This is a genomic window from Pelatocladus sp. BLCC-F211, assembly GCF_041928655.1.
Taxonomy (GTDB): Bacteria; Cyanobacteriota; Cyanobacteriia; order Cyanobacteriales; family Nostocaceae; genus Pelatocladus.
This window is the reverse complement of the sequence record NZ_JBHFLM010000089.1, coordinates 1-23,036: the sequence shown is the minus strand read 5'-3', so window position 1 is coordinate 23,036 and position 23,036 is coordinate 1. Positions and strand designations below refer to the sequence as shown.

The 23,036-nt window shown below is 42.9% G+C and carries 25 protein-coding genes; 7 read left to right on the top strand and 18 right to left on the bottom strand.

Translation table 11 applies throughout. The features are described from left to right. Nucleotides 1-38: 38 nt before the first annotated feature. The 5 genes from ACE1AT_RS11135 to ACE1AT_RS11115 form a co-directional block, all read right to left on the bottom strand. Complete coding sequence (locus ACE1AT_RS11135; protein ID WP_374868211.1) at nt 39-512, bottom strand: hypothetical protein; 474 nt, start codon at nt 510-512, stop codon at nt 39-41. Between the two features lie 140 nt (nt 513-652). After that, complete coding sequence (locus tag ACE1AT_RS11130; protein WP_374868209.1) at nt 653-892, bottom strand: hypothetical protein; 240 nt, start codon at nt 890-892, stop codon at nt 653-655. Between the two features lie 4 nt (nt 893-896). Then, entirely contained in the window at nt 897-1,196 is a 300-nt protein-coding gene (locus ACE1AT_RS11125) for a hypothetical protein (RefSeq protein ID WP_374868207.1), read from the bottom strand. Between the two features lie 18 nt (nt 1,197-1,214). Continuing rightward, nucleotides 1,215-2,054: a KilA-N domain-containing protein gene (locus tag ACE1AT_RS11120; protein ID WP_374868205.1), complete on the bottom strand. Its 840-nt coding sequence runs from the start codon at nt 2,052-2,054 to the stop codon at nt 1,215-1,217. Between the two features lie 68 nt (nt 2,055-2,122). After that, nucleotides 2,123-2,407, bottom strand: coding sequence for a hypothetical protein (locus ACE1AT_RS11115; RefSeq protein ID WP_374868203.1), 285 nt, complete (start codon nt 2,405-2,407; stop codon nt 2,123-2,125). 152 nt (nt 2,408-2,559) lie between these two features. Between ACE1AT_RS11115 and ACE1AT_RS11110 the strand changes: the two genes are divergently transcribed. Continuing rightward, a complete protein-coding gene (locus ACE1AT_RS11110) occupies nt 2,560-2,787 on the top strand; it encodes a helix-turn-helix transcriptional regulator (protein ID WP_374868201.1) in 228 nt (75 codons plus the stop codon). A gap of 105 nt (nt 2,788-2,892) precedes the next feature. Then, nucleotides 2,893-3,492, top strand: a complete 600-nt coding sequence (locus tag ACE1AT_RS11105) for a hypothetical protein (RefSeq protein WP_374868199.1) — start codon at nt 2,893-2,895, stop codon at nt 3,490-3,492. Nucleotides 3,493-3,498: 6 nt separating this feature from the next. On the opposite strand, the gene ACE1AT_RS11100 is transcribed toward ACE1AT_RS11105, so the two are convergent. From ACE1AT_RS11100 to ACE1AT_RS11070, 7 genes are all read right to left on the bottom strand, one after another. Continuing rightward, a complete protein-coding gene (locus tag ACE1AT_RS11100; RefSeq protein WP_374868197.1) occupies nt 3,499-3,678 on the bottom strand; it encodes a hypothetical protein in 180 nt (59 codons plus the stop codon). A 170-nt stretch (nt 3,679-3,848) separates the two neighbouring features. After that, entirely contained in the window at nt 3,849-12,158 is an 8,310-nt protein-coding gene (locus ACE1AT_RS11095) for a tape measure protein (RefSeq protein WP_374868195.1), read from the bottom strand. Nucleotides 12,159-12,291: 133 nt separating this feature from the next. Then, complete coding sequence (locus ACE1AT_RS11090; RefSeq protein WP_374868193.1) at nt 12,292-12,615, bottom strand: hypothetical protein; 324 nt, start codon at nt 12,613-12,615, stop codon at nt 12,292-12,294. Further along, on the bottom strand, nt 12,612-12,929 hold the full coding sequence (locus ACE1AT_RS11085; protein WP_374868191.1) for a hypothetical protein: 318 nt from the start codon (nt 12,927-12,929) through the stop codon (nt 12,612-12,614). Before ACE1AT_RS11085 ends, ACE1AT_RS11090 begins: the two co-directional genes overlap by 4 nt. After that, nucleotides 12,916-13,839 (bottom strand): hypothetical protein, encoded by a 924-nt coding sequence (locus tag ACE1AT_RS11080; RefSeq protein ID WP_374868189.1) that lies wholly within the window; start codon nt 13,837-13,839, stop codon nt 12,916-12,918. Before ACE1AT_RS11080 ends, ACE1AT_RS11085 begins: the two co-directional genes overlap by 14 nt. Next, nucleotides 13,836-14,066: a hypothetical protein gene (locus ACE1AT_RS11075; protein WP_374868187.1), complete on the bottom strand. Its 231-nt coding sequence runs from the start codon at nt 14,064-14,066 to the stop codon at nt 13,836-13,838. The genes ACE1AT_RS11080 and ACE1AT_RS11075 overlap by 4 nt, the downstream gene beginning before the upstream one ends. Before the next feature lie 60 nt (nt 14,067-14,126). Further along, the gene (locus tag ACE1AT_RS11070; protein WP_374868185.1) at nt 14,127-14,882 is read right to left on the bottom strand and encodes a hypothetical protein; all 756 of its coding nucleotides are present in this window, start codon (nt 14,880-14,882) and stop codon (nt 14,127-14,129) included. A gap of 228 nt (nt 14,883-15,110) precedes the next feature. Here ACE1AT_RS11070 and ACE1AT_RS11065 point away from each other — a divergent pair, with 228 nt between their 5' ends. Beyond that, nucleotides 15,111-15,386 carry a helix-turn-helix domain-containing protein gene (locus ACE1AT_RS11065; protein ID WP_374868183.1) on the top strand — a complete coding sequence of 92 codons (276 nt, stop codon included), beginning with the start codon at nt 15,111-15,113 and terminating at the stop codon, nt 15,384-15,386. Nucleotides 15,387-15,446: 60 nt separating this feature from the next. After that, entirely contained in the window at nt 15,447-16,070 is a 624-nt protein-coding gene (locus tag ACE1AT_RS11060; RefSeq protein WP_374868181.1) for a Uma2 family endonuclease, read from the top strand. Between the two features lie 74 nt (nt 16,071-16,144). On the opposite strand, the gene ACE1AT_RS11055 is transcribed toward ACE1AT_RS11060, so the two are convergent. Next, nucleotides 16,145-16,549 carry a hypothetical protein gene (locus tag ACE1AT_RS11055; protein WP_374868179.1) on the bottom strand — a complete coding sequence of 135 codons (405 nt, stop codon included), beginning with the start codon at nt 16,547-16,549 and terminating at the stop codon, nt 16,145-16,147. Between the two features lie 155 nt (nt 16,550-16,704). On the opposite strand from ACE1AT_RS11055, the gene ACE1AT_RS11050 reads away from it, so the two are divergent. Continuing rightward, on the top strand, nt 16,705-17,412 hold the full coding sequence (locus ACE1AT_RS11050) for a Rha family transcriptional regulator (RefSeq protein ID WP_374868177.1): 708 nt from the start codon (nt 16,705-16,707) through the stop codon (nt 17,410-17,412). Next, nucleotides 17,409-18,521 (top strand): hypothetical protein, encoded by a 1,113-nt coding sequence (locus tag ACE1AT_RS11045; protein ID WP_374868175.1) that lies wholly within the window; start codon nt 17,409-17,411, stop codon nt 18,519-18,521. Before ACE1AT_RS11050 ends, ACE1AT_RS11045 begins: the two co-directional genes overlap by 4 nt. Before the next feature lie 270 nt (nt 18,522-18,791). On the opposite strand, the gene ACE1AT_RS11040 is transcribed toward ACE1AT_RS11045, so the two are convergent. Together ACE1AT_RS11040 and ACE1AT_RS11035 are read right to left on the bottom strand one after the other, a co-directional pair. Next, nucleotides 18,792-19,262, bottom strand: coding sequence for a hypothetical protein (locus ACE1AT_RS11040; RefSeq protein WP_374868173.1), 471 nt, complete (start codon nt 19,260-19,262; stop codon nt 18,792-18,794). Between the two features lie 44 nt (nt 19,263-19,306). Beyond that, the gene (locus tag ACE1AT_RS11035) at nt 19,307-19,927 is read right to left on the bottom strand and encodes a hypothetical protein (protein ID WP_374868171.1); all 621 of its coding nucleotides are present in this window, start codon (nt 19,925-19,927) and stop codon (nt 19,307-19,309) included. 389 nt (nt 19,928-20,316) lie between these two features. Between ACE1AT_RS11035 and ACE1AT_RS11030 the strand changes: the two genes are divergently transcribed. Further along, nucleotides 20,317-20,832 (top strand): hypothetical protein, encoded by a 516-nt coding sequence (locus ACE1AT_RS11030; RefSeq protein WP_374868169.1) that lies wholly within the window; start codon nt 20,317-20,319, stop codon nt 20,830-20,832. Between the two features lie 71 nt (nt 20,833-20,903). Here the strand turns inward: ACE1AT_RS11030 and ACE1AT_RS11025 are convergent, their stop codons facing one another. The 3 genes from ACE1AT_RS11025 to ACE1AT_RS11015 all read right to left on the bottom strand — a co-directional run bounded on the left by ACE1AT_RS11025 (nt 20,904) and on the right by ACE1AT_RS11015 (nt 22,762). Beyond that, on the bottom strand, nt 20,904-21,179 hold the full coding sequence (locus ACE1AT_RS11025) for a hypothetical protein (protein ID WP_374868167.1): 276 nt from the start codon (nt 21,177-21,179) through the stop codon (nt 20,904-20,906). 108 nt (nt 21,180-21,287) lie between these two features. Further along, nucleotides 21,288-22,070: a DUF3102 domain-containing protein gene (locus tag ACE1AT_RS11020; RefSeq protein ID WP_374868165.1), complete on the bottom strand. Its 783-nt coding sequence runs from the start codon at nt 22,068-22,070 to the stop codon at nt 21,288-21,290. Between the two features lie 2 nt (nt 22,071-22,072). Further along, the gene (locus ACE1AT_RS11015) at nt 22,073-22,762 is read right to left on the bottom strand and encodes a sigma-70 family RNA polymerase sigma factor (RefSeq protein ID WP_374868163.1); all 690 of its coding nucleotides are present in this window, start codon (nt 22,760-22,762) and stop codon (nt 22,073-22,075) included. Nucleotides 22,763-23,036 lie beyond the last annotated feature (274 nt).

Genomic DNA, 23,036 nt, shown 5'->3' with positions numbered 1-23,036 from the left:
GTCATTAGTCATTAGTCATTAGTCATTGGTCACACCGGTCAAACTGCCGACACTTTATCCAACTCCCTCAGCACAAAACCAGCAATATACGGGTAATACCTATTACGCTGCCACTGCGACTTTGGCTCGAACATCCGAGCGTAAAATCTAGCAGGATATGATACCCCACCTGTAAAAATTGTTTCACTGCCACCAGACGTGAGCGATCGCGTTCTCGTCCCAGTCTCAATAAAATCTTGGATGCTGTCATCTACCGTAATGCGGTAGTTGCCCTGGTTGCGCCTTAGACTATCACAAAGCGCAAAAATACCGTTAAGAGTATGCCACTGATCATAAGTCACCATTGCACTTACTGTCCAAATATGTTTTGGTTCATACACAGGGCCACTGTCTAACGGCGTACCAACGATACTATATTCAGTCTGTCCCGTGTCAGCTAGGACACGTTCGTAGTTAGTGAAGCGAGTTAGGGATACTGAGAGAGTGTCGATGGTGAGGGTAAGGGATTTCATGAATGGCAACGCGATCGCTTTAGTTCATAGTTTCCCTGTTGTTGAAAAAGTGCGGGTTGGCATCCGTGCTTTATCAGGATTTGCTGACATAAAAAAGACGGACATCAGTCCGCCATTGCCAATGATTTTTTGTGACCTACTTAGTTGCTCTGTGAAATACACTCACAGTCAAAAGCCACGCTCTGGAAATATTTCCGCAAGTACTCCGCTTTCTCACCTACAAAGAAAAGACTTGTCAAATTTCCTTGTTCGTCAGTCGCTTTTAGGTAAATCCTTACCCCTGAAGCACTTTCTTGTTTAGTGATATAACTTCTCTTCGCCTCTAAATCGACATAAGCGATCGCACTTAAATTAATCACCAAATTTCCAATCTTCAACATAATTTCACCTCAACTGCTCTTTAAGTGTCGTGATTTCCGCCTCGTGTTCTTGAATTAGTTTCTTGATATCTTCTGGATTTAATGGCTGCAATTCGCCCTCCTCATACTTCAACAAATCATCGGAACCAGGTTCAGTTAGCACCCAGTAAGTCCATCCCTCTCCCCATTCGAGCGAAAGCTTAGTACGAGGCGGACAGTATTCAACACCGATAATTTGTCCTTGCTCCACAAACTGTCCAAGGCGGTACTTTGGCTGCCCCCAACTAGCGGGAAATTTTATTGATTTATTGCGAGAAACCGACATTTTTATCCCCACCTGCTCTTAAAGAGTGACCGCATTCAAAACACCAGGAAACCACCGCAATGACTGGATAGTTTTATCGCGTCCCTTCGCAGTGTTAAGCACAATCTGACCGTACTCTTTGCCCTTTGTAGTTGGTAAATAAGCCGGATTATCGCCATCTGGATTCCTAAATTGGAAATCTTGATCAACCAAAAGCTTATTAACTCTTTGAGCGCTCCACTTTTCTCCAGTAGATTCAGTCAGCATTTCTCCTAATTGTGAAGGCGAAAGCAACTCTGACTCCACTTTTACTTGCAGCAGTGTTTTAGCCAGCTCCGCCTCTGGTTGCAAAACAGGATAACGTTTGGCTATAGCATTTAATTTCACCCCCGCCACCAGTTTTGGGTCTAACCCCGCTTTGCCCAAAGTCAAATCGTATATATCTGATATTTCTTGGGGTGTGGGGAGTAGAGGCTGGGGAATGGGGACTTCTGGAGTAAGAGTTAGAGTGTCAGGTGCAATTTGCTTCTCAATCACCCCTCTTAATGTTCGATTTGCCCAAATACGAAATTCAACACTCACCCACTGAGCAAGGTCGATAGCGATTTCTGGATGTACCCAAGTGCCTCTTTGGTCATTTTTGCATCTTAAAATCGACATAACCAAGAGGTCTATGGGAATTCCCATAGACAATGAAAGCCCCTCCCAGTATTGTTTTGTAGACTCAAGTCGAGCATAATCCGCCCACAACTTCTTGCAAGCCTTGCACATCTGAGTAGCATTTACATAGCCAGCAGGCACATCATATGCAGCAATTTTGGTTGCTTCGCTCAACTGTGTGATCGCACTTCCGTTCCAATCATGTGTGACAATATTCATGGTTTTCGCCCTTTTCAAAATTTGAGAACAAGAAAGAGCAGCCTTGAAACTGCTTGTAGGTGATGGGATTACGCCGTGAAAGCAGCAATAATTACTAGCTGCGCTTGTTCTGAAGTATTAAGACGAGGGCGAAAATCACTATTAAATGGTTGAGCAACCCATTTGCTATTCAAATCCTGGTAAAAAGTTCCAAGCAGTTGAGTGCCTTTCCAAAGTCTGTAGAGAGTACCAAAATCTTCATCTTTCACACCGTCAACTTCAAACTCTGGAGCAAGTTCAAATGCTTGCTGTTCGATGTAATTATCAAGTTCGCTTTGAGCGATCGCTTGAATATCAATCGTTGTTTGAGACATAATTAACTAAGTTCCTTTAGCTAAGAGTTTTGGGACTGTTGGGCGATGGCTTTGTTTTCTCAGGACAGGAGCTATCGCCTTAACAATCTCTATTTAACCAAATCTACTTAGCCTTGTCAACTTGACTTAACTAATTATTTTTAGTTAAATTAATGATGCCTAAACAACAAAAAGAGGATGTAAAAGTGGTTTCAAGGCTTGCAGAATACCGAAAGCTTAAAGGGTTAAGCCAAGACGATCTAGCTAAACTCTCAGGGCTAACTAAGACTACGATCCAAAACTGGGAAAACGGCAGGAATCTGGGTGCTGTGATTCGGGTTTTAAAGGTGTGTCAAGAACTCGATGTTGACATTAGAGAGCTTTTTGAGATTGATGATTAGCTCTTTTACCATTAACCCCCTCACCCTGCCTTCAGTTCCATTAGAAAAGCGATCGCGTCTCAATATATTTACTGGTTTATAGTTTGACGATAAGACTGTTTTACTATGAGTGAAATTTCTGAAACTGATGTTACTAAAGCAGTTTCTTGTGAGATCAACCTTGGCGAATCATCCCTAGATGCTTATATGTTGCCTGATGGTGAAAAGCGTTTTGGAGTCGAAGGTACAAGCCTTGCTTTAGGATATACAAAACGCTGGTTTTACAACCGCACAAAAAGAGAGTCAAAATGGCTCAAAGGATTAGAGGAAATAGGTTTTACAGGCGCACAATCTGAACTTAGTGTGATCAGACAATCTCAAGGACAAATCATTAGAGGAGCCTCCCTGAGCAAAACTATCAGCCTGCGAGATTTCGTAAAAATTGTTACCTATGAGGCGATTACTCAGCGTAACGTTAAAGCCATTATTCTTCTAGCGGCTTTTGCTGAAACAGGACTAGAGCGAATACTTGAGGATGCTTTTGCTGGACGCTCAATAGAGTTTCTTCTTGAAAAAATTGTTCATTACAGCAAATGGACTTATGAGGAACTTGAAGAAGTTTTGCGGCACAACAGAGAAGAATTGCGAGATTTGTATCCTTGGGGTAACTTAGACCTCATCGACCGCCAAAATCCAGATTCTCCACCTTTACCAGCAGACGATTAAAGTGTTTTAAAAAGTGCGATCGCTTCCTAAGTAAAGAAGCGATCGCCTACTTAATATAAATTCCAAGAAAATCTGATCTACTCCAAAACCTGTCTCTTGAGGCGTTATTAACTCTTCCCCAGTTAAATCAACTAATGCGTATTCCTTGTCACGATAAATAAATGTATCTGGTGTTTGAAAAGTCATATGGGCTTTAAATTGTAGGCATATCAATCCCCTCTTTTTAGCGTGTCAGCAGAAAATACTGTTGCAGCAAAGCCACCGAAGTACCGATGAAGATTCTGTTAAAAGTGCGGGTTAGCATCCGTACTTATCACGATTCTCTGACATCGCTCTGAAGTGGCGATCTGATCGCTTCACAAACCCGCCTTCGCAAGCTGTTGACGAGAAATTTTGCTCATAATATCCGCCGCATCATCAACTGCATTTGGAGATTGTACAGTCAGACTTCTTGGACTATTAGCCAGCTGCATAATTCGCTCATTCAAGGTGTCGAGCCGCTGCTCAATCCCCTGGTTTGCCACCTTTAAAGCATCCGCAAATTGGTTGTATCCAGCGCTAGTTTCAGGAGTTTTGATTTCTGCCGCCTTCATCATATCAGCAGTTCTGTCAATTGGGGGCATACTACCCGGATATCTGGGGTCAGAAGGGTCAAAATACCAATAAGGCAAATTACCTTGTTTTTTGTTCAACTCCAGGTCGTAATTGTAGCCACTGGTATCAATGACACTAGTTCTTTTGTTAGTCTCTACAATCTGTCCGGTCATCTTCATCCAGTTGATCCGACTTTCGTAGTCAAACAAGCCTTCTCCAGGTTTTTGGATGTAAGGATTTTCCCAACCAGGTACGTCGTTGTTTACTGTCGGTGAACTAATCTTGGTATCGCCCGACTCTTGTTTTTGAATCTTAGAAGCAGACGCCTCCACCCTCTCCAACGCTGCCGCCTGTCTTCTAGCGCTATCAGCAGCCAATTCCTGGTTCAGTGCTGCTTTTTGAGTTGCTTCCTGCGCCAGTGTGGCGTTACGGGCCAGTTCATCTTGAATTTTGAGATTGTCTTCAGCAGCGGTGAATTTTTTATCAGCAAGTTCGACGCCTCTTCCCGCAAGCTCAATTTCAGCCTTGGCTGCTTCGATACCAATTTTATCTTTTTTAATAACCGCTATCCGCAACGCCGATTCTGCTTCCAACTTGGCTTTAGCAGCTGCTAGTTTTGCCGACTCGGCTTCAAAAACAGCCATTTGAGCAGATATCTTTTGTCGCTTCAGGTCAAGTTGCAAGGACTGGCGTTGATATGCTTGTTCGAGCTTGAGTGCTTCCAGTTTCTTAGCCGCAATCTCATCTTCAATTTGCGATCGCTTTTCTAATATCTGTAGTTCATTTGTACCAAAGCCCAGACTATTAAGCTGGGATGCGATCGCCCCCCTCACACCAAAAGCAGTGTTTTCATCCTTGAGTCGGCGACTAAGGTCTAAAGCTCTATCGGCGTTACCTTTACGGATTTCTAAGCCGGAAATAGATGCATCTGATAACACCTTGCTCAGATTGTATCGTGATTCCTCCAGTTTGGCAGTCCGGTCAAGACTTTCGTTGTAGAGGTCAAGGGCCGATTTTTGTTGGTCAATATTGGACGTGGCAAGCTTAAAGCGATTTTCTTCTAATTTAATTTGCCGCTCAATCCCAGCCACAGCTGCATCTTGCAACAACTTTTCACGTTCAATTTGTTGGTCAATACGTTGCTGATTGGCTACCGCTAATTCCTGGTTGAGGGAAAGTAGCTTTTCGGTTGATTCCTTGGCAGTGATGACCTTGGTTGCTTCTAGCTCCTTGGTTTGAGCGATTCGCCTCTTAATGTCGTCAACACGTTTAGCTGTAGCCTCCTGGTCAACAGCATTTTGCTCTATACCTGCTCGTTCTTGAAGCTCTGGTGTCATGCCACCCCGAAGCAGTCTCTGCTTCACCGCAGTTGTGGCATTGGTTTGTGAAAGTGCGATCGCAGCCTCAGCTTTTTTGTTTGCCAGTTCAATTTGTTCGAGTTTGCGGCGGTTAACAGCCTCAGATACAGCTAGCCTTTGTTCTGCCGCCTGCTTTTCTAAATCAGTTTGTTGGGTTGTAAGTTCTTGTTGTTTAGCAACAAACTGCTCTGCTCCAATCTTGCCCTGTTGGTGGTAAGTACGAAGAAAAGCTAGCTGATTGGCAGTATTACGTTGTTGCTGTGTAGTACTACCAAGTTGAATTCGTGCTATTTTTTCAGCCGCATCAGTTTCTGAAATTAGACGCATCTGTTGCGCCATCTTCACTGCATTGAGTTTTTTGGCTTCAGCGCGTTGAAGGGCGGCTTGCTGTTTGGCAGCACCTTGCTGTAGTACGTAGAGCGAGTTATCCTGTACTTGTTGCCCTACTTTGTCTTGAGCTTCAACTGCTGATTGCTGTAATTCTTTGAGTTTGAGTTTTTGTTCAGCAGCAGCCTTGGCTTTTTCAAGGATGCCTTTATCAGCTTCATCGGTTGCGTTGTTTAGTACATCTTGAATTTTGGCAACAGATGAATCGCTCGTTATACCAAGTTTTTGTAAAGTAGGTTGAAACTCTGGTCGTAGTAGTTCAACTTCAGCACCTTTGACCAAGGTTTGTTGTTGCCTTACGTTTGTGGCTGCGGCTTCTTGTTCAGCTAGAGCATCATTGAGAGCAGATTGCCTTGCTGCCATTGGGTTAGATTGGAAACCAGCAACCCTTGCTTTTGCGTTGGCTAGTTTGCGATCGGCTAATTTTTGTTGATTTTTTTCTTGTCCCTCAGCAAAAGCTAAATTTAACTTGCGTATCGCCGAGGTAAATGCTAGCACAGGGTCAACACGCAACGAAGCGAGTGTAGTCTCTGCTTGGTTTTTGAACTCTTTTAAATTTTCTAGGGAAGCTTTTAGTTCCTCAGTTAATTTAGTAGCCGCTTCATCTCCGCCAGCAGCAGCGATCGCTTGAGGTGATTTGAGCGCTTCAAGTTGAGCCTTGATCTCGTTTATTCGTTGGTCAGTACGGGAAATGTCAAGATTAAAAGGTTTGGCAATTTCAGCGCGTTGATTATTAAAGTCGGCTATCCGTAAATTCAGTGCCTCCAGCCTACTTTTTTCTACTGCTGGTGTTGCCAATCCTTTATCAATGAAATTGCGCTTAATATTAGCCTGTAGAATTTGTCGCTGTTGTTCAGCATCTCGCAAAGTAGCATCTATTGCAGGCAACTGCCCAGTTGCGCCAGTGCGAGACTTTAGTTGAGCTAATCGCAATTTGGCGCTACCGAGGAAATCATTATTGTTTGTTGTAATATCCGTAACACCTTCGTTGATGCGTTGTTGCTCAAGCTCTCCATAGGTCTTAAAGGGTTTTTTAATCAGCCCGAATGTGCTGGCGTTGGCATAAAAATTGGCATAGGAGACAAGTGTTTGATCTAAAAATCTACCAACTCCACTAGAAGCAACTGGCTCTGTTTTTGCGGGTTCCTTCGCAGACTTGTTAGACCCTAAACCTATAAACCCAAAGATTTTATCTATCCATGTCTCTTCAGGGATAGCCTTTTCAAACGCCTTTCTTGATTCTTCTGCTCCACGTTTAGCAGCCTCAGCAGCTTCGTTGAAAGAGTTAACTAAATCGGTGTTAACTGCATCACTTAGCAATTTAACAGCTTCTAGTGCTGCAAAAATACCCACCGACCACATAGCAAAAGGTGACTTATTAACAGCTTGAAATAGATTTGCGAGTCCACCTTTAAACATCCCTGTTGCCAACCTTGTAGCAATTAACTCAGCAACAACTGTCTTTAATGCATTAAGCATTGTCCCTGAAAGTGTTAGGGCTAAGGAAATAAAGATAAATCCGATTTCCTTAGAGATAGAAGCCAGCCCCTTAAGTATGAGTGAGAGGGTATTAAAACCTGCGATCGCCGCTGGTGCGACACCTTCCCCTATGCCCTGCTGAAGACTGAGGAAAGCATTTTCCAGCTTAAATATTGCTGATTGAGCATTGTTGGAAGCGTCTTTGGCAGCATCGCCAAATTCCGCTTGCAATTGCTTGGCGAATTTGGGCAAGAAATCCTGGGAGAGAATCTGACCTGTATCAAGCAACCTGCTAAATTCTTCTTCGGTTACTCCCATTGCACGCGCTGCAATACCCATCGCGCCTGTTAAACCAGACTCAGCCAGCTGCCCTCTCATTTCCTCGGCTGATATTTTGCCCTTGCTCAAACTATCAGTCAGAGCCTTAAATGCCCTTTGCGTCTGCTCATTAGACAAGCTAAGTACCGTACTCGCCTGTGCCATACCTAAAAACAGATCACGAGTTCCTTGTCCTTCTAAAGCAGTTCTGCGAGCCGCCCCCGCCAACCCCACAAACCCCTCGGTTGAGGATTTTAAGGGTATACCCAAATCCTCAACTTGTTTACGAACAAATGCCAGATTCCGAGCGCCGCCAGCCGAACCACCAGAAGCAAAATTAAGTCCAGTCTTGAGGCGATCAAGTTCAACGTAGGCTTTGAAGGCATCAACTGATATTTTAGATAAAACACCTTGCAGGATAAATCCGGCTTGGAAAGCAATAAACCCTTTAACTAAGTTGGCTAACACCCCTACAAGTTGATTTCCAGGACCCAATATTTCTGCAATCTTGTTTTTTAAATTTCCGGCGTTTGGTGCGGCTTGCCCAGATTTTTCAAAAAATTCTTGTAGCTGTTTGTTGTAAGCTTCAAGAAGCTCAATATCTTTATTTGACAAAGAAGCCTGAGACTGAATTTTTTTCGATTGCGCGATCGCGTTGCGCGCTTGACCAATATTGGAGGCGACCGCGACTGTTTGTTCTGCTGAAAAATTGCTATTGGGGGCAAGAAGAGCAAGTTCTAGCTTTTCTACAGCATCAGAAGCAGAGTTAGCAAGTAATGCATTTTGAGACTTAATTTGATTGCGTACAAACCTATCTAACCTTTTTCTAATATTAAAAATCGACAACTTACTGTTATCTAGATTTGCAACAACTTTGTCATTGGAGCGTTGCTGTATATCAGACTCAATTGCTCTCATTTGCCGAAAAGTTTCGGCACTCATGCCACTACCAGATATTGGTTGCTGAGTCAGGTAGAAGCTCATTTCTTGATTCAAAGAATCAAATTTTCGTTTAGCCGCAGCTATAGCGCCCTTGTCAATTAATTCTTCTATTTGTCGTAATCGCGACTGAATGTATTCGTTTGATGCGGCGGTTTGTTTGGTTTGTGTGGACAGAGGTGGAAGTGTAGGTTTGCTCCCAACAGGAACCAGTGACTTCATCATCTCCCACGGCGGCGGTGGAGTTGGGAGTTTGGGCGAAACAGGAACCAGTGACTTCACCATCTCCCACGGCGGCGGTGGAAGTGGAAGCGTAGATCTGCTAATTTCGCTTAAATTTCTCCTGAGTGAATCTATTTCGTTTTCTGCAATCTGCCCAATGTTTCTTCCAGTTCTCTGGCTAGCTTGAGCTGCTTTTTGCTGTAACTCTGCCGCCTGCAAGGGCCGGATTTCTATGCTGGCTGCTGCTCTCTGTTTTTGTAGAGATTTAATCCTGCCTTCCAGGATATTTTTGATTTCCTGGTCGGAGGATTTGACTTTTGCGGCAATAAAAACACTGATTGCATCGTCTATCTCTGAAAGTATTCTTTCTAATTCAGCTTTTTTAAAACTAGAATTTGATTCAGTTTTTAAGGTTTTGATGCCTACCTTGAATTGATTGGCAATCTCTAGCGTCCCTTGAGATATTTCTTGTGTGGTTAAGCTTAAAATTTGTTGAGCTTCCTTAACCAACTCAGATGTATTTTTTCTGGGCTTAGGCAACTTAGACCTAATAGTTTCTTCGTCTGCGCCACTGCCAAGAATGGCGTCAACTATTCCCGCTTTGTCTTTTTTAGAAATTCCTTTAACGCCTAATTCTTTTGCCGCTCTTTTTAGTTGTGGCAGTTGTGATTGAATGAGCATTTCATCGCGTAAATTATTGCGATCGCTCTCCACAGGAACAGTTAGTTCAGTCCGTAATTTTTGAGTCTCCTTGGAAACTTTATCTAACTGCTGTAAAAGACCTTGGTATTCTTTGACAACGGACTCTATTTGTTCAGTTGACAAAGAATCTAAATTAATATTAGACCTTCCTATCTTGTCTGCGGATTGCTGAACTTTTATAAGCTCGGCAATCAGTCTTTTTTTGCTTTCGCTGGCATCAATTCCTAGTGACTGAGCTTCTTTAAAAAATTCTTGAATTTGACTTAAAACTTTATTAATCTCCAGCCCAGCAATCTTTGCTCCACCCAAGCCACCTAAATTAAGAGCAAGGTTTTGTAATTTCTCCCGCCTCAGTTGCTCTCTAATTATGGGAGTATTCCGCATCTGGAATACATTAGCACCTGTTTCTAATTCTCTACTTAGGGATTGTCTACTCTCCGGCTGGACGCTGACGCTAGCCTCTACTTTGTCAGCAACCTTTTTAAGCTCTTCTGGTGTATGAGCGATATTGACTTGCGGCTTGCCAGTTTCATCAGCGATCGCTTTGCCAAATCCGTGCTGAAAAGCATGAAAAATCTCGTGAACAATATTGCCTAATGCTTCATCAGTTATTTGATCAATATCACTCGTATTGATTTGATTAAATAAATCTGGGCGAATTCGGTAAGTATTTTCAGTAGCGTTATATTCCCCTCTGCCTGGTACCTGAGCGTCGGGGACTAGCTTAGGAATTGCCGCTTCTGGTATACTTTCTAGTCCTGCCAACTGAGCGGCTTTTTGGACTGTCTTAACATAAATTGGAGGTAAATTAGGCTTTGTTTGAGCTTTGCCAAAAGCAATAGCCTCTTTTTTTACCTGATCAAGCCTAATAAATATTTCTCGAATTTCGGCTAATCCAGTTTCCAACTCAGCCTGAATTTTAGAAATCTCGGAAACTGGCAGGACATCGAAGTTTTTTAACTGCGAACGAAGTCTTTTATTGCGCTCTTCTAACGACTGAAGTGCGGCAATCTCCTTGGTAACGCGATCGCTTGCGTCAAACCCAGGAATATTTATTTGTTGAGTGGCTTCTAAAGATTTATTAACTCTTTTCATAGCCTCAACAAACGATTTCCTCAGATCGAAAACATATCCAGAGGCTATGGAACGAAATTGTTCATCGCTTGAAGGAGTAGGCTTGCCGTATGACAATAGTTCTGCTCGTCTAGCAGATACTTGTTCGCTTTTAGTCCTATAATCTGCTCTAGCCTGTTTAAGTTGTTCAGCAACCTCCTGTCTTTGAGACTGCATCAACGGATCTGATTTATTACCGCGCAGATCTCGTGATCTAGCTTTTAGTCTTTCTATTTGAGAACTTGACTGAGAAACTGCCGCCTCCGCATCAGCCAAAGCAACAGCTTGTACATTGCCTAGAGTTACAAGAGAGCTAACCTTTTTGGTAATTTCAACTTCAATCTTGGCTTTTTTGGCTTGAAGTTCAGTACGTCTTTCAAGTAAGGCGATTTCGGCTTTGTCTGCCGCTGCTAAATCGTTTTGCGTTGCCTTAAGTACTTCTCTAATTTCAGAAGCATTATTTTTTCTTGTTTCAACTGGAAGATTGGTGAGTTTTTCGAGAACCGCTCGTGCTTGAGTGCGTGATCGCTCAATTTCTTGCTGCTGTTTTTTGACCTCAGATATTTCGACATCAGTAACAATTTTTTGAGTATCAAGGCTTTTAACTTCACTTACTAATTGCTTCTGTGCCGAACTTGCAGTCTTGTTGGATTGCTTGGATGACGCCAGACGTGATCCAGCAGCAAGCGCTGCGACATCCTCACTACCCAAAATCTCTGTAATCGCAGACTTAGCTTTATCGGTAAACGTGCTGACAAAAGACCCTAAAACCGATTCTGCCAGCCCAGAACCAATGGCAGCGCCTAAAGTGGATATTTTTTCCCCTAAAAACTCAAAGCTTCCCAAAAAGGTGCTACTTTGTTGTTCGAGTCCCCTAGCCAATCCTTGCCCAATTTTTTGCCCTAGCGGCAGTCCAATCCCTAAAGCAGTCCCGCCAATAATTGGCCCAATAATGCTAGCAAGTCCAACTAGCGGACTAACAACTAAACCCAATACCTGAGAAAACAGGCTTTTTGACTTCAGTTTGCTTACTGCTTGTTCAAAGGATTTGCCAATTTCGGAAGCAAGTTTGTCTGTATCGCCACCGCCGCCAAAAAAAGAAACCTTTGACTGAAAACCAGAATTTAGCTCTCGCTGCAATTTTCCAGTGTCAGCTTCTAAATTAATTTTTTGAGTTTTTGCTACCCTGTCTAGTTTTGATGCGATCGCTTTTTCATCAATACAGATATCAACTGGGATGCAATCAAGTTGTTTTGTTGCCGCCTTGAGTTTACGTTGTAAGCCGTCAATGTTTGGGCAAATATCAACAGGAATGCAATTTAGTTTTGCATTTTTTAGCTTTTCTTTGAATCGGTTAACGTCAAGCTCTACAGGAATCGAAACAGTAGGGATAAACCCAGTCAACCCCTTAATCTGTCTCTCAAAATCCTTGACATCCAGCTTGACATGAACCGCCAACGCCCCCACTTTCTCTTGCTGTAGCAATGCCAAGTCCTTGTCGAACTGGGAACGCTCCAGTCTTAATTCAATTGATACTGAGCCAGCAGAAGTCATGATTGTTGTGCCGTATTCAAGGGGACAATGCGCGCGGGATTGTCGGCAGGCTCATAATTCCCGAAAAACGCGATATCTCCCCATAAAAAAGTACGGACTACAGTCCGTACTCGTCGCGATTTATTTTATTTGTTTACTCTTGAATTTGTTCTAATCGTTCAGTAAGGTTTGTGATTCTACTCTGATAAAGCTTGATTTCAGAGAGAATCTTGCTTCTCATCTCTTGGACTGATAGTGGCTCAAGCCCATCTTCTTGGTGGTAATCGGTGTCTTCCGTTAATTTGTGCCGCAACACCGAATAACGCCATTTTTGCCCGTATTGACAAGCTAGTAGAGTATCTGACGGGTAAAACTCAACTCCAACAATCAAGCCTTGCTTTGTCCACTGTCCGAGCGAATATTTAGGCACAGTCCAATCACTAGGAATAGCTAAAAACTTCTGATTGTTGATGCTCATCTTCCTCGTTTCTCCCCGGAGCTTTCAAGTTGTTCAGTAAGTGCCACAATTTTGGACTTGTGAAACACGATTTCGTCTTTGATTAAAGCGTGTAACTCTTGTGGCTCATATGTTTCAATGTCTGGTTCATCGCATACCTCATAATCTTCAGAATTTGGATCTGAACACACGTACTTCCACCCATGCTCAACATCGACAAAATACTCCATGCCAATGATGATTCCTTGCTTAACTCGTTGCCCAAAGCAATATTTTGGTGTCTCCCAAGTGCTGGGGATGACAACAGTTTGCTTACGCTTTCTACCTTGCGCCATTATTCACCTCCAACACATCAACCTCAGTAGGGCGAGGTGATTGAACATGCTGCATCCACCGCTTGATTGCCTCCAACTCCTCGTAGCCTTGAATAACCACACTAGTTACATGCGTATGGTAAGAATTTTTGGCATGGTTGGGATGGTCGATTTTGTCTGATACCCAAGCCAAACACATGATTTTGATTAATTCATCAACTTTGTTTGCCTCAAGCTGACTTGGACGTTCTGCGTTCTGGAGCTTTAGCCACTCCATAACCAAATCAAGTGGGTAATCCAAAAGCATACGAATTTGTTTAACTCGTAAATCTTGAGGATGCACTGTTTGAACTACAGTCAGTGGCGGTTGTTGGTCAGATACTACCGGAATGTCAACCGTGTTTCCTTCTTCATCAACCTCACAATCTAATTCTTCTGGGGTGTATGCCACACTACCAGCAAAGATATCTGGATAGAACCACCGCACACCGTTGGACATGGCGCGGTTAAACATCATGTTTCGGGGGAATTTTTTCCAGGTGTGAGCGTTTTTACCATCCAATGCACCAGCTACTTGAGCATCAACTTTTGTAAAACTGCTTTCCCCAATCACTTCACCATTTTCATAAAACACAATGATGCAGCCGTCATTGTCGTGGCGAGTAATCCGGTAGTTGTACTTGCCACTACGTTTCACCGCCGCCGCCATTAAATTGGCTCCAATGGAAGGCTTACCGTTAATGATATGGACTCCAACCATTGAGGCTAAAGCACCAAATCCTAACTCCATCCCTGCCAAAACTTTTACCCCACACTGAGCAGCTTCTTTGGCATCAGCGAAAAACCCAGACTTGGCAAGCATATTAGAAAGACGACTTAGGTCATCAATATTGCGAATAGCCAAACCACCCGTAATCTGTTGGTCTGTCATTTAACACCCCCACAGTCAAAAGCCACGCTCTGGAAATATTTCCGCAAGTACTCTGCTTTCTCACCTGTAAAAAACAGATTTGCCAAATTTCCTTGTTCGTCAGCCGCTTTTAGGTAAATCCTTACTCCTGAAGCACATTCTTGTTTAGTGACGTAACTTCTCTTCGCCTCTAAATCGACGTAAGCAATCGCACTTACATTAATTACGAAATTTCCAATCTTCAACATAATTTCACCTTAATGAAAGAAAAGCTTTTAGGGTAGGTAGTACCCACCCAAGTGCATAAGTTAAGCTGCACTCACCGCCATGCTTTCAGTCGGGGCTGTATACTTCTTCAATTGCTCCCATTCTGATGAGCTAAGTTCGTCAAACGGCTTATATAACAAGTCTTGACGGCTTATAACTACTTCCTCTAACCCTTGTCCCAAGAAATTTTCTACAGCTATTTGGTGTTTACACTTCACCCCTCTGTAGTAACAGTCAGCGCACTCGCAGCGTTCGTTGGCTTCTGGGTGATTGGGACGCACGACATAATAGTGATCGTTAAGGCAGTTATGAACCACAAACTCATCACCGTGTTGTTCAAGTACTTCAATCGTTGTTGCTCTCTCTTCACGGGTGGTTAAAACTTGAACTTGTTGCTGTTGGTGCTGGGATAACTTACCTAATATGTACTGCTCTTTTACCCAGTTTGTAGACTCACACCACAATGAACTGCGGTAAACTTCAACTCCAGAAACAGACACGTACCAAGGCTGAACATCATTGAAACTATCGTGGCAAAGTTCGGCAATAACTTCACCATTAACTTGTGCTTCAAAGTTATAGAAGCCATCAATGTCAATGAAATTTACATCGTTTTCAGTTTTGGGGGAATCAACTTTTTGAATCTGGGAAGATTGGTGAGTGACAATCGCCTCAACCCAAGCACTCTTGCAACGCTTATCAGCAACCTCAACACTTGCGCCAATCTGGCTGTAAATGGCTTTTAACTCAACAAGAGATTTGGCTTGAAGCTGCTGTTCTGTATACAATGGATGCATGATGAATCTCCTTTATGGGGGTTTTGCAAAAGGCGATCGCTTGTCGGTGAGATGAGAGGCGATCGCTTTTTGTTTTTGGCAATTTTTATTTGCCCTTGTACATATAACTGTATGCGGTAGTCCATACACAAGTCAAGATATAAAGCAAATAATTTATGCGTATTTTTTTAAAACATATGCGGAAGTGCATAACTTTATGCTAGTCTAGCCTACAGTTACTATGGAGGCATGAACAAAAAGATGTTTTGCAGGCTAGCCGTGCTTATGGCAGAAAAAGATCCACAGTTGTCACAAAGACAACTGGCAAAAGATACTGGGTTGGATATCACAACTATCAATCGATTATTCACAAACAAGTTCAGCCGTGTTGATGTCGGCACAGTTGAAGTTTTATGTAATTACTTCGGTCGAGAAGTGGGTGAGCTTTTTGAAATGAGAAACCCCGAAGACATTCCACAGCGCAAAACAAAAAAGCGAAACAGGATAGAGGCTGAAGCGGCATGAGTGCATTTGCACCAGGCTCAATCATCAGCAAAAAAGCGATCGCTCTTGGGATAGCGAAATATGAATACAGTAATTACACAAGAAAAAATTGAATTGCCACCTGGGGCTGTGTTGAAACTTTTGGGAAATTGGCAAGAATACCAAAAGTACTTATTGCAATTGGGCGATCGCTCAATACCTCGTATTAAATACCGACCAGGAGAAATTTTGTTGATGGCCCCGCTACCAGAACATGGAAAAGATGCAAGCTTACTCTCCTTGGTGGTAATAACTCTGCTTGACCATAAAAATCTTACCTACGACTCATTTACGCCCATCACAATGAGCCTGAGCGAAGTTAGCGGTATTGAGCCAGACTATTGCTTTTACATTGAGAACTGGCAACAAATCCAAGGGTTAAACCGTATCGACTGGCAAAACGACCCGCCGCCAGATTTGGCAATTGAAATAGATGTTACTAGCTACACCGATATAAATGATTATCTCCCTTACAAAGTGCCAGAGGTTTGGCTCCTGAAGAATAAGCGGTTGCTGGTTTATAGACTGCACGGGGACAGTTATGTGCTTGGAGAAAGCAGTTATTTTCCTAACATCAGGGAAATTGTGCAGCAATGCCTGCAAATAGCAAGCGAACAGACCACAAGTGAAGCGATTAGGTGGCTAAGGAACTTTTTGCGCTCTTAGAAGTGATTGCACTACTTCTAACCAGGGAAAGCGATTACCCCAGGCAAGAGAGCAATCGCTTTGCTAAAACGGATCTACTTGTAGTTGTTAAGGTCAGCAAGCTTTTGTTTTAGCTTCTGGGCCTCATCGCATTCAGAAGATCCCGGCTTAAGTTCACAAAGTTTTGATTTAACATCAAAACCAAGCATATCAGCCATTCTTTTATTTAAAATCATCCTCTCGTCCCATGCAGATTGGGCTTTAACTGTTATATATTCGCACTTACTTTTTTGCCGATATTTAACTATACAGTCTTTGTACTCTTGGGTTATTTGCTCAATCTCCTTTCCTTTTTGTTCTTCCAGTATTTGTAAATCCTCATAAGTCAAATCTGAGCTAATGAGCTTAGGCTTACTAGGTGATAGCGATCGCGCACCCTCTGAGGAGCAGCCAGTTAAGATGCAAATAGCAAAAACACTGCCTAAAAATATAAGTTTCATCTGGATCGGAATTTTAGCTCTCTACTTATGACACCCAAACAGGGCGCATAAATCACCGTTCCTGAAAATTTTGTCACAAACCATGACCGCTCAAAAAATATCATCCCATTGCAGTTGGGGCTAATTTCGTTCGTCAAAAAGCTCTACACCAAACCATGAGCAAACTTAATGTTATTGACCGCGAAGGACTATTAGTTGTTGATTCTCGACTAATAGCTGAAGAGTTAGGTATCCAACATAAGAACTTTTTAGCAACCCTAGACAAATACATTGAGGAGATAGAAGAGGACTGGGGACAGGTCGCGTTTGAAACGGAGACTGTCGAAACCAGTGGGGGAAAGCAATCCCAAAGGGTCGCGTTTCTAACAGAACCCCAGGCAACTTTATTGATGACCTACAGTCGAAACACCGAACAAGTCAGACGATGTAAACGACAGCTAGTTAAGGCTTTTGATAAAGCGAAATCGGTTTTAGGAAGTGCGCTTCAATCACAAGTTACCGAGTTGGAGCAAAAATTAGCAGTACAAAGTCAGTCCATTGCATCTCTCCAATCCCAAGTACAAAACTTACTCCCAGTTTGGGCTGACTTCATACCGCCTGGATGGGATGCGGATGTATGGGAAAAGTTACCACCACAGGACAAACGTCACTTTAGGTTTCTATATCGTCGTCGCGGGTTTCGTCCTGGTAATGAAATAGAGGTGAAAACATTACCTGCCCTCACCAGTCAGCAGATAAAACTTCAGCAAAGGGCTGAGTTTGAAGCAGTAGTAGGAGTTGTGCCTCCTGAAGAGTTAGAGAGATTTGAGGCTTTGAAACACGAGGTGCTGAAACAGTTTTGGGGTCAAGGAGGTGAGTCATGAGCGCATCATTACAAATAATTGACGGTGGTAACAAACGCAAGAGACGCTCATCTGAGAAAGCCATTACTCGACCACACTGCAAAGTTTCAATTGATGATGTGAACTGGGTTAGACAACAACCCCCATGTGTTCAGCAGCTTTGGCTTGATTGCATCGCCGCAGAACAGTACGGAGGGGCGGCGCATAAGTTAGAAACCAACCTCAGTCGCAACTCATTTATAAAAGCCAGCGCCGCCATTAACGCTGCTGGTCTATTTGAGTTTGAGGAAGTCAGAAGCAAAACCCAATCTGGGAGATCCGGTATAACTGGTTTTCGTGTCAAAAATTTACACGGTTACTTCAACAGAAACTACTGGGAAAATTTTGACAATCAGCCTTTGACACCTGAGAGTCAAGCGGTGATATCCCAGAATCAACATCTGATGCCTGACAATCATCAAATGACGTCTAAGTGTCAAAATTTGACATTTTCAGAAGCTCAAAGCGTTATGCAGCAAGAGTTTCAAAATCCTAACTACGGCGTTAACAACCCATTAACTACCTACCAACAACCAACTAAGGTTGTTGGTACGGTAGTTGGTTCTGACGCACAAAACGAAAATTTGCAAGTTAGCCAGACGGCGATCGCACCCTTGGGGGGTGCGTCGCCTCCAGATATTCAAAGCGCGTCAGAACAGGAAGAAGAGTCACCCGTGGTGACGGACTGCACATCGCTTACGCTCGTGGATGGTACACAGAGTCAATCCGCTTCGTCACCTGATAAAAATCAAGTTACTAGTGAAGAGGCAAAATCCCCTCATGAGGACATATCTTCCGCGCCACCGCCTGAGCCAAATTTTGAAAAATGGTCAGATGAAGCTATAGCAGCCAGGTCAAAGGCTAGGCCTGTGCGAATGGAGAAATTGAAACTTGCACAGAGTTCAGGACAAAACCCAGGATTTGAATACCTAAAAGAGTGTTGGGATGATGACCCTGCCTTGCAGATTGTGATTAAGAAATTGTTGGCTAAGTTTCCGGGCTGGGGTATTGCGATTGTAGATGGAGTGCTGGTTGCTACACTGCTTGCGGCTAGCGGTGAGAATGTCACAATGGAAGCGCAATATACCTAGTTTGGATTTCCCTATGTACCCCCAGAGTTTAAAAATTTACTCAGCATCGGTGATGTTTTGGTATGGCGAGTTTTCGTGCCACTTAAGCGTGACAGCTACCTCGAACACGTATTTAGAATTTGATAACTTTGTTTTCGCTTGTAAACTAGAGGCAAGCCTTCACGACCTCTTTTCAAAATCCAATGTATATATAAACGCGATGGAGCTTTACGTACTCCCTGATGGTCGTTTGTACAACAATCAATCTCGAATACTAGAATTTAAAAATTTTCATGCATCTCCTGTTGCAGCCTGACACACAAACTCTCCATCAATCATCCAAAAACACCCACTTCTGTCAACTGTGACAGCAAACTTCTCGCCACTATCTACATCCACAACATCACCGTCACCACTATCCACAAGCCCCAACGCAAATTTCACCACATCCCCATCAACCGACGGTAAAATTAACACCACTCCATCCCCCACCCAAGCACGGGGACTTGAGATTGGTGTGCCGTCACAAGCATTTTTCAGCTTCTCAATAGGCGCGATCGCCACAGCCCAAGCAGGCAATTTACCCGCATCAGCCAGCGCAAAAAACGCATTTGCAGCCATCGGTGAAATACGAACATCATCTTCATCTTGAGGGGTGAAGTAGAAGAAGTCGCTGGGTTTGGCGGGTTCAGATTTCGGATCACGATTGGCGTTAACAAAGCAGCTAGTTAGTGTGGCTATACCTAGCTCTTGTAAGTGCAATTCTTCTCTATGCAGTTTTGCGCCGTAGTGCAGCGCCTGGAGGATTAACCAGGTTGGCTGGTTTCCGAATCTTCTTTCGCCGAACCTTTCTTCTTGCGGCCAGTATCTTCGGACTCGCCAGTAGATTTCTGCCCAATCTGGCTCTCGTCCGTCGTCGAGTTTCCCAAGTCTTCCTCAGTTACTTCAACAGACTCAGACTCCACCCATCCCGATTCTTCGTTGCGGGCAAATTGGGCGATCGCATCTACCAGCAGTGGGTGAATTTGATTGGCGTCGCTAGTATCTTCAAAATCCCACTCAGGTTGCAAGCGAAATTTAATAATAGCTGTAGCCATCACTAAATTACGCTGGCGAGAACTTTCTTCTGAAAGTTTTTGAAACTCCAATAGTTCCTCTAAACTATCTGCCAAAAATTCGACATCATTGGTGACTATGGCATTGTAAATTTCAATTACCTTTTTACCTGATTTACTGGCAATTGTCTTTGCTAGCCTCACAGCGCTGCTGCGAACATCAGGAATACTAACTGTATTTTCTTTAATAAAAATGCGCTCGTTCGGACTTAAGTCACCATACTTTGGTATTTCAAGTTCACCAATATCGGCATTACCTACAATGGTTTTTTCAAATTCTTTGGGCAGGGTTTTAAAGGGGAGCTTCGGCATGACTGATACATATATTTACGCCGCTTCATCATTCCCGCTTCACATTCAATAAACCTAAAAAAGGCGGAGTTCGACCCCGCCAAGATTTTAATTATGAAGAACAAAAATCAGTGTTTATATTTCCCAGAAAAAACCGCACCTACTGACAAAGTGCGGGACTCAAGCAAAATTAACTTTTAAACTTTAGATATTAAATTTTGAATTAATAGGTTCAATTTAATCAACATGAATTCATTTCGTCAAGGGTATTAAGGACAGGGACGTGAACGCCAAATACTGTCATTTTGACTACTTCTCTTACGCCGCAGTCTCATGGTTTTAACTTAGTATCCGAATATTTATTTATTTTCGCATGATAGGATAATTTGTCCAGGACTTAAGTTGACAACATGGACAATCTAATTGACATTAATACGCTCTTGCATCGCTATGGATTAAAATCTCGACAAGCTGTATACGATAGACTTAAGGATTTAAAGATTAAACCCGCAAGACGAGGCAAGATAACCCAAGAAGACTTGCTATTGCTTGACGAACTGGACAAGCATATAAATTCAGGAGGGACGATTGACAATTTTGTCAAGTCGCCTGAAATCTTGTCAGTTGACAAGATGGACAAATGGGAGGAACCGACAGAAACGCCAACAATTGAGATGCTGTTGGCGTTGATCGAAAAAATATTGCTGCATCAACTCCCACTGCGTTCATCCCTTGCTCAATTTGAGGAGTTAGAGAAAGTTGCTAACAATGGATGGATACTGCCTACCTCTGTAGTGCGCTCAATTACAGGCATTGCGCCGAAGGGCGATAATTTTTCTCGCGGTAGTTTTGTATTCATCCGCGTCGGAAAAGTGGGAAGAGAAGCGGGATGGATTGTGAAAAAAACAGCACTTGTTGAAAGTTGAGGCGTTTTAGCGCTGGGCAAGCCCAACCAGAAAACCCAAAAATCCAACAACCAAAATAATAAAGATAAAACTCATTTCGCCTGCTTCTCCAAAATTTCAATCCTGCGTTCCAAGCCAACAAACCTAGCATCGCTAATTCGTGAATCTTTTATAGCATCAGTGGCTGTATATCTGTCAGTAGTAACTAACTTCAACTGCTCTTCAATTCGAGCCAAACGTTCGGTATTTAGAGCTGTACTTTGCCACACCCAAGTAAGTGCGCCAACCGCAATCGTGGATGCGATCGCAGCTACAGACTGCATCACAGACTGCACTAGAGAATTTTGCCCTGGGGAATTGCCGTTCATGGTTTTAAGGGATATGGGATAAGGGATGGGGGATAAGGGGCGAATTGTTTCCCGAACGCGAGTGCATCTGTGCAGGAGAATCCCTGATCACTGATCCCCTATCCCCGTTTATGTCAAGTTCAGAATCCCCATTTCTTGCCCCCCAGTCATCAATTTACCTGCTTGATTTTTGATGTTATCAGGCAGATAATCTCTGCCTATGAATAATGCTTGTGCCAGCACAGCTTTCAATACCAACTCTGGCAGGTATTCAATTACCAATGCGATCGCTTCTCTAAAATTCTCAGATTTATCTTCTATATCTGACGCTGTTTCTTCAACAATTTCAGCCACTACTGTTTCTAGGGGCTGATTTTCATTCACCAATTCTCTTTTGAGAAACGGGAAATCCCCCTTAGAGGTTTTGCACACAATTACATCACCTTGATGCAATTCCTCAACTACCTCCACTACCTCCCCGTAGCAATCGTGTCCAACAGAAGCGATTTTGTAGCGCTGTGTGGCATCTGGTGGCTCTTCCCATTTCTCTTTGGGTGCGGCGGCGGCTATAGCCAAGGCTGTTCGCAGTGATGGTAAAGGTGATTCAAATCGGAAACGCGTTTCCGATTCGGACTGCATTTTCTCCCAACCTTGAAGTATTTTTTGCCAGTTTTTGGCGATATTCATTAAGTTTCTAGCATGGCGATCGCTAAACCTACAATTACACTCAATCCAGGGAATAAAATGACCATGCGGCAAAGAATTTTTTACCTGCATTAACAATTCTCCCGCCTCTTTATCACTAGTCAACGCTTCTTTAATACAAGCAACGCCTTTATCATAAAGAGCTTTAGAATGCTCTACAGCCGCATTAATTTGTATAGCTAAATCATCTAATTTGACGATATTCATATTTATAATAACTCTGAGTGTAAGTGTTTACGTAGTTTACTGATACCAAGATTTATTCTTGATTTAATCTCTTCAACTGATGCACCCTGATTTCTGGCAATCTTGTCTATACTTTTGCCTAGAAAAAATCTTTCTAATATGGCGTTTTTTTGGTTAAAAGGTAATTCTGAAATCAGCTTATGCAGCAGGCTATCTTCTATACTTGCTTCATCTATTTCTGTCGCTACTTCGTGTAGCAATTCATCTAAACTAGTAACGACGTTGGCATCAATAGCCTCAATGAATTGCCATTGATTTTTATTGATACCAATTCCTGCTGCTATGTCGATTTCTTGAATTTCTTCCCTGCCTAGCCTGTGAAGACTTTGCTTTAGTCTTTTGATTTTGGCTTTACTTTCTAAGACAGTCCGAGGGATTTTAACAGATTGCCATTGATCACGCAGGTAGTGTTGAATCTCCCCCTGAATGTAGGGAACCGCAAAAGAACTAAAAGCGTTTCCTGTAGATGGGTCATACCTTTCGCAAGCCTTGATTAAACCGATGTAGCCAATTTGATACAAATCCTCGTAAGGTTCCCGACAAGTTGCTGCTACACGATGTACAACTCGATGCACAAGATTTCTGTTAGCGTGCGCCAATTTATTACGTTTTTGTAAACTTTGATAGCAGCAATTATCGGAATACTTACTCATACATACCTTGTTAAACAAGGATATAGCTACATCTAGGCTAGTAGTTATGTCTTTAAAAGCACGTAGAGTAAATACGCAAAATTTAATGTTTTATTTATAAAGTGTAGAGACCTGCCATGTCACAGTTTTCTCCTCTTAAAAATGGGGCAGGCAACCCCTTCGGGGAAGTCAAAAGTATCAAGTCAAAAGTCAAAATCAATACTTTTGAATTTTGACTTTTGACTTTTGACTTGTTTTGCCTGCCCCATTTTTAAGTTCATTGAATCGAAGGTCA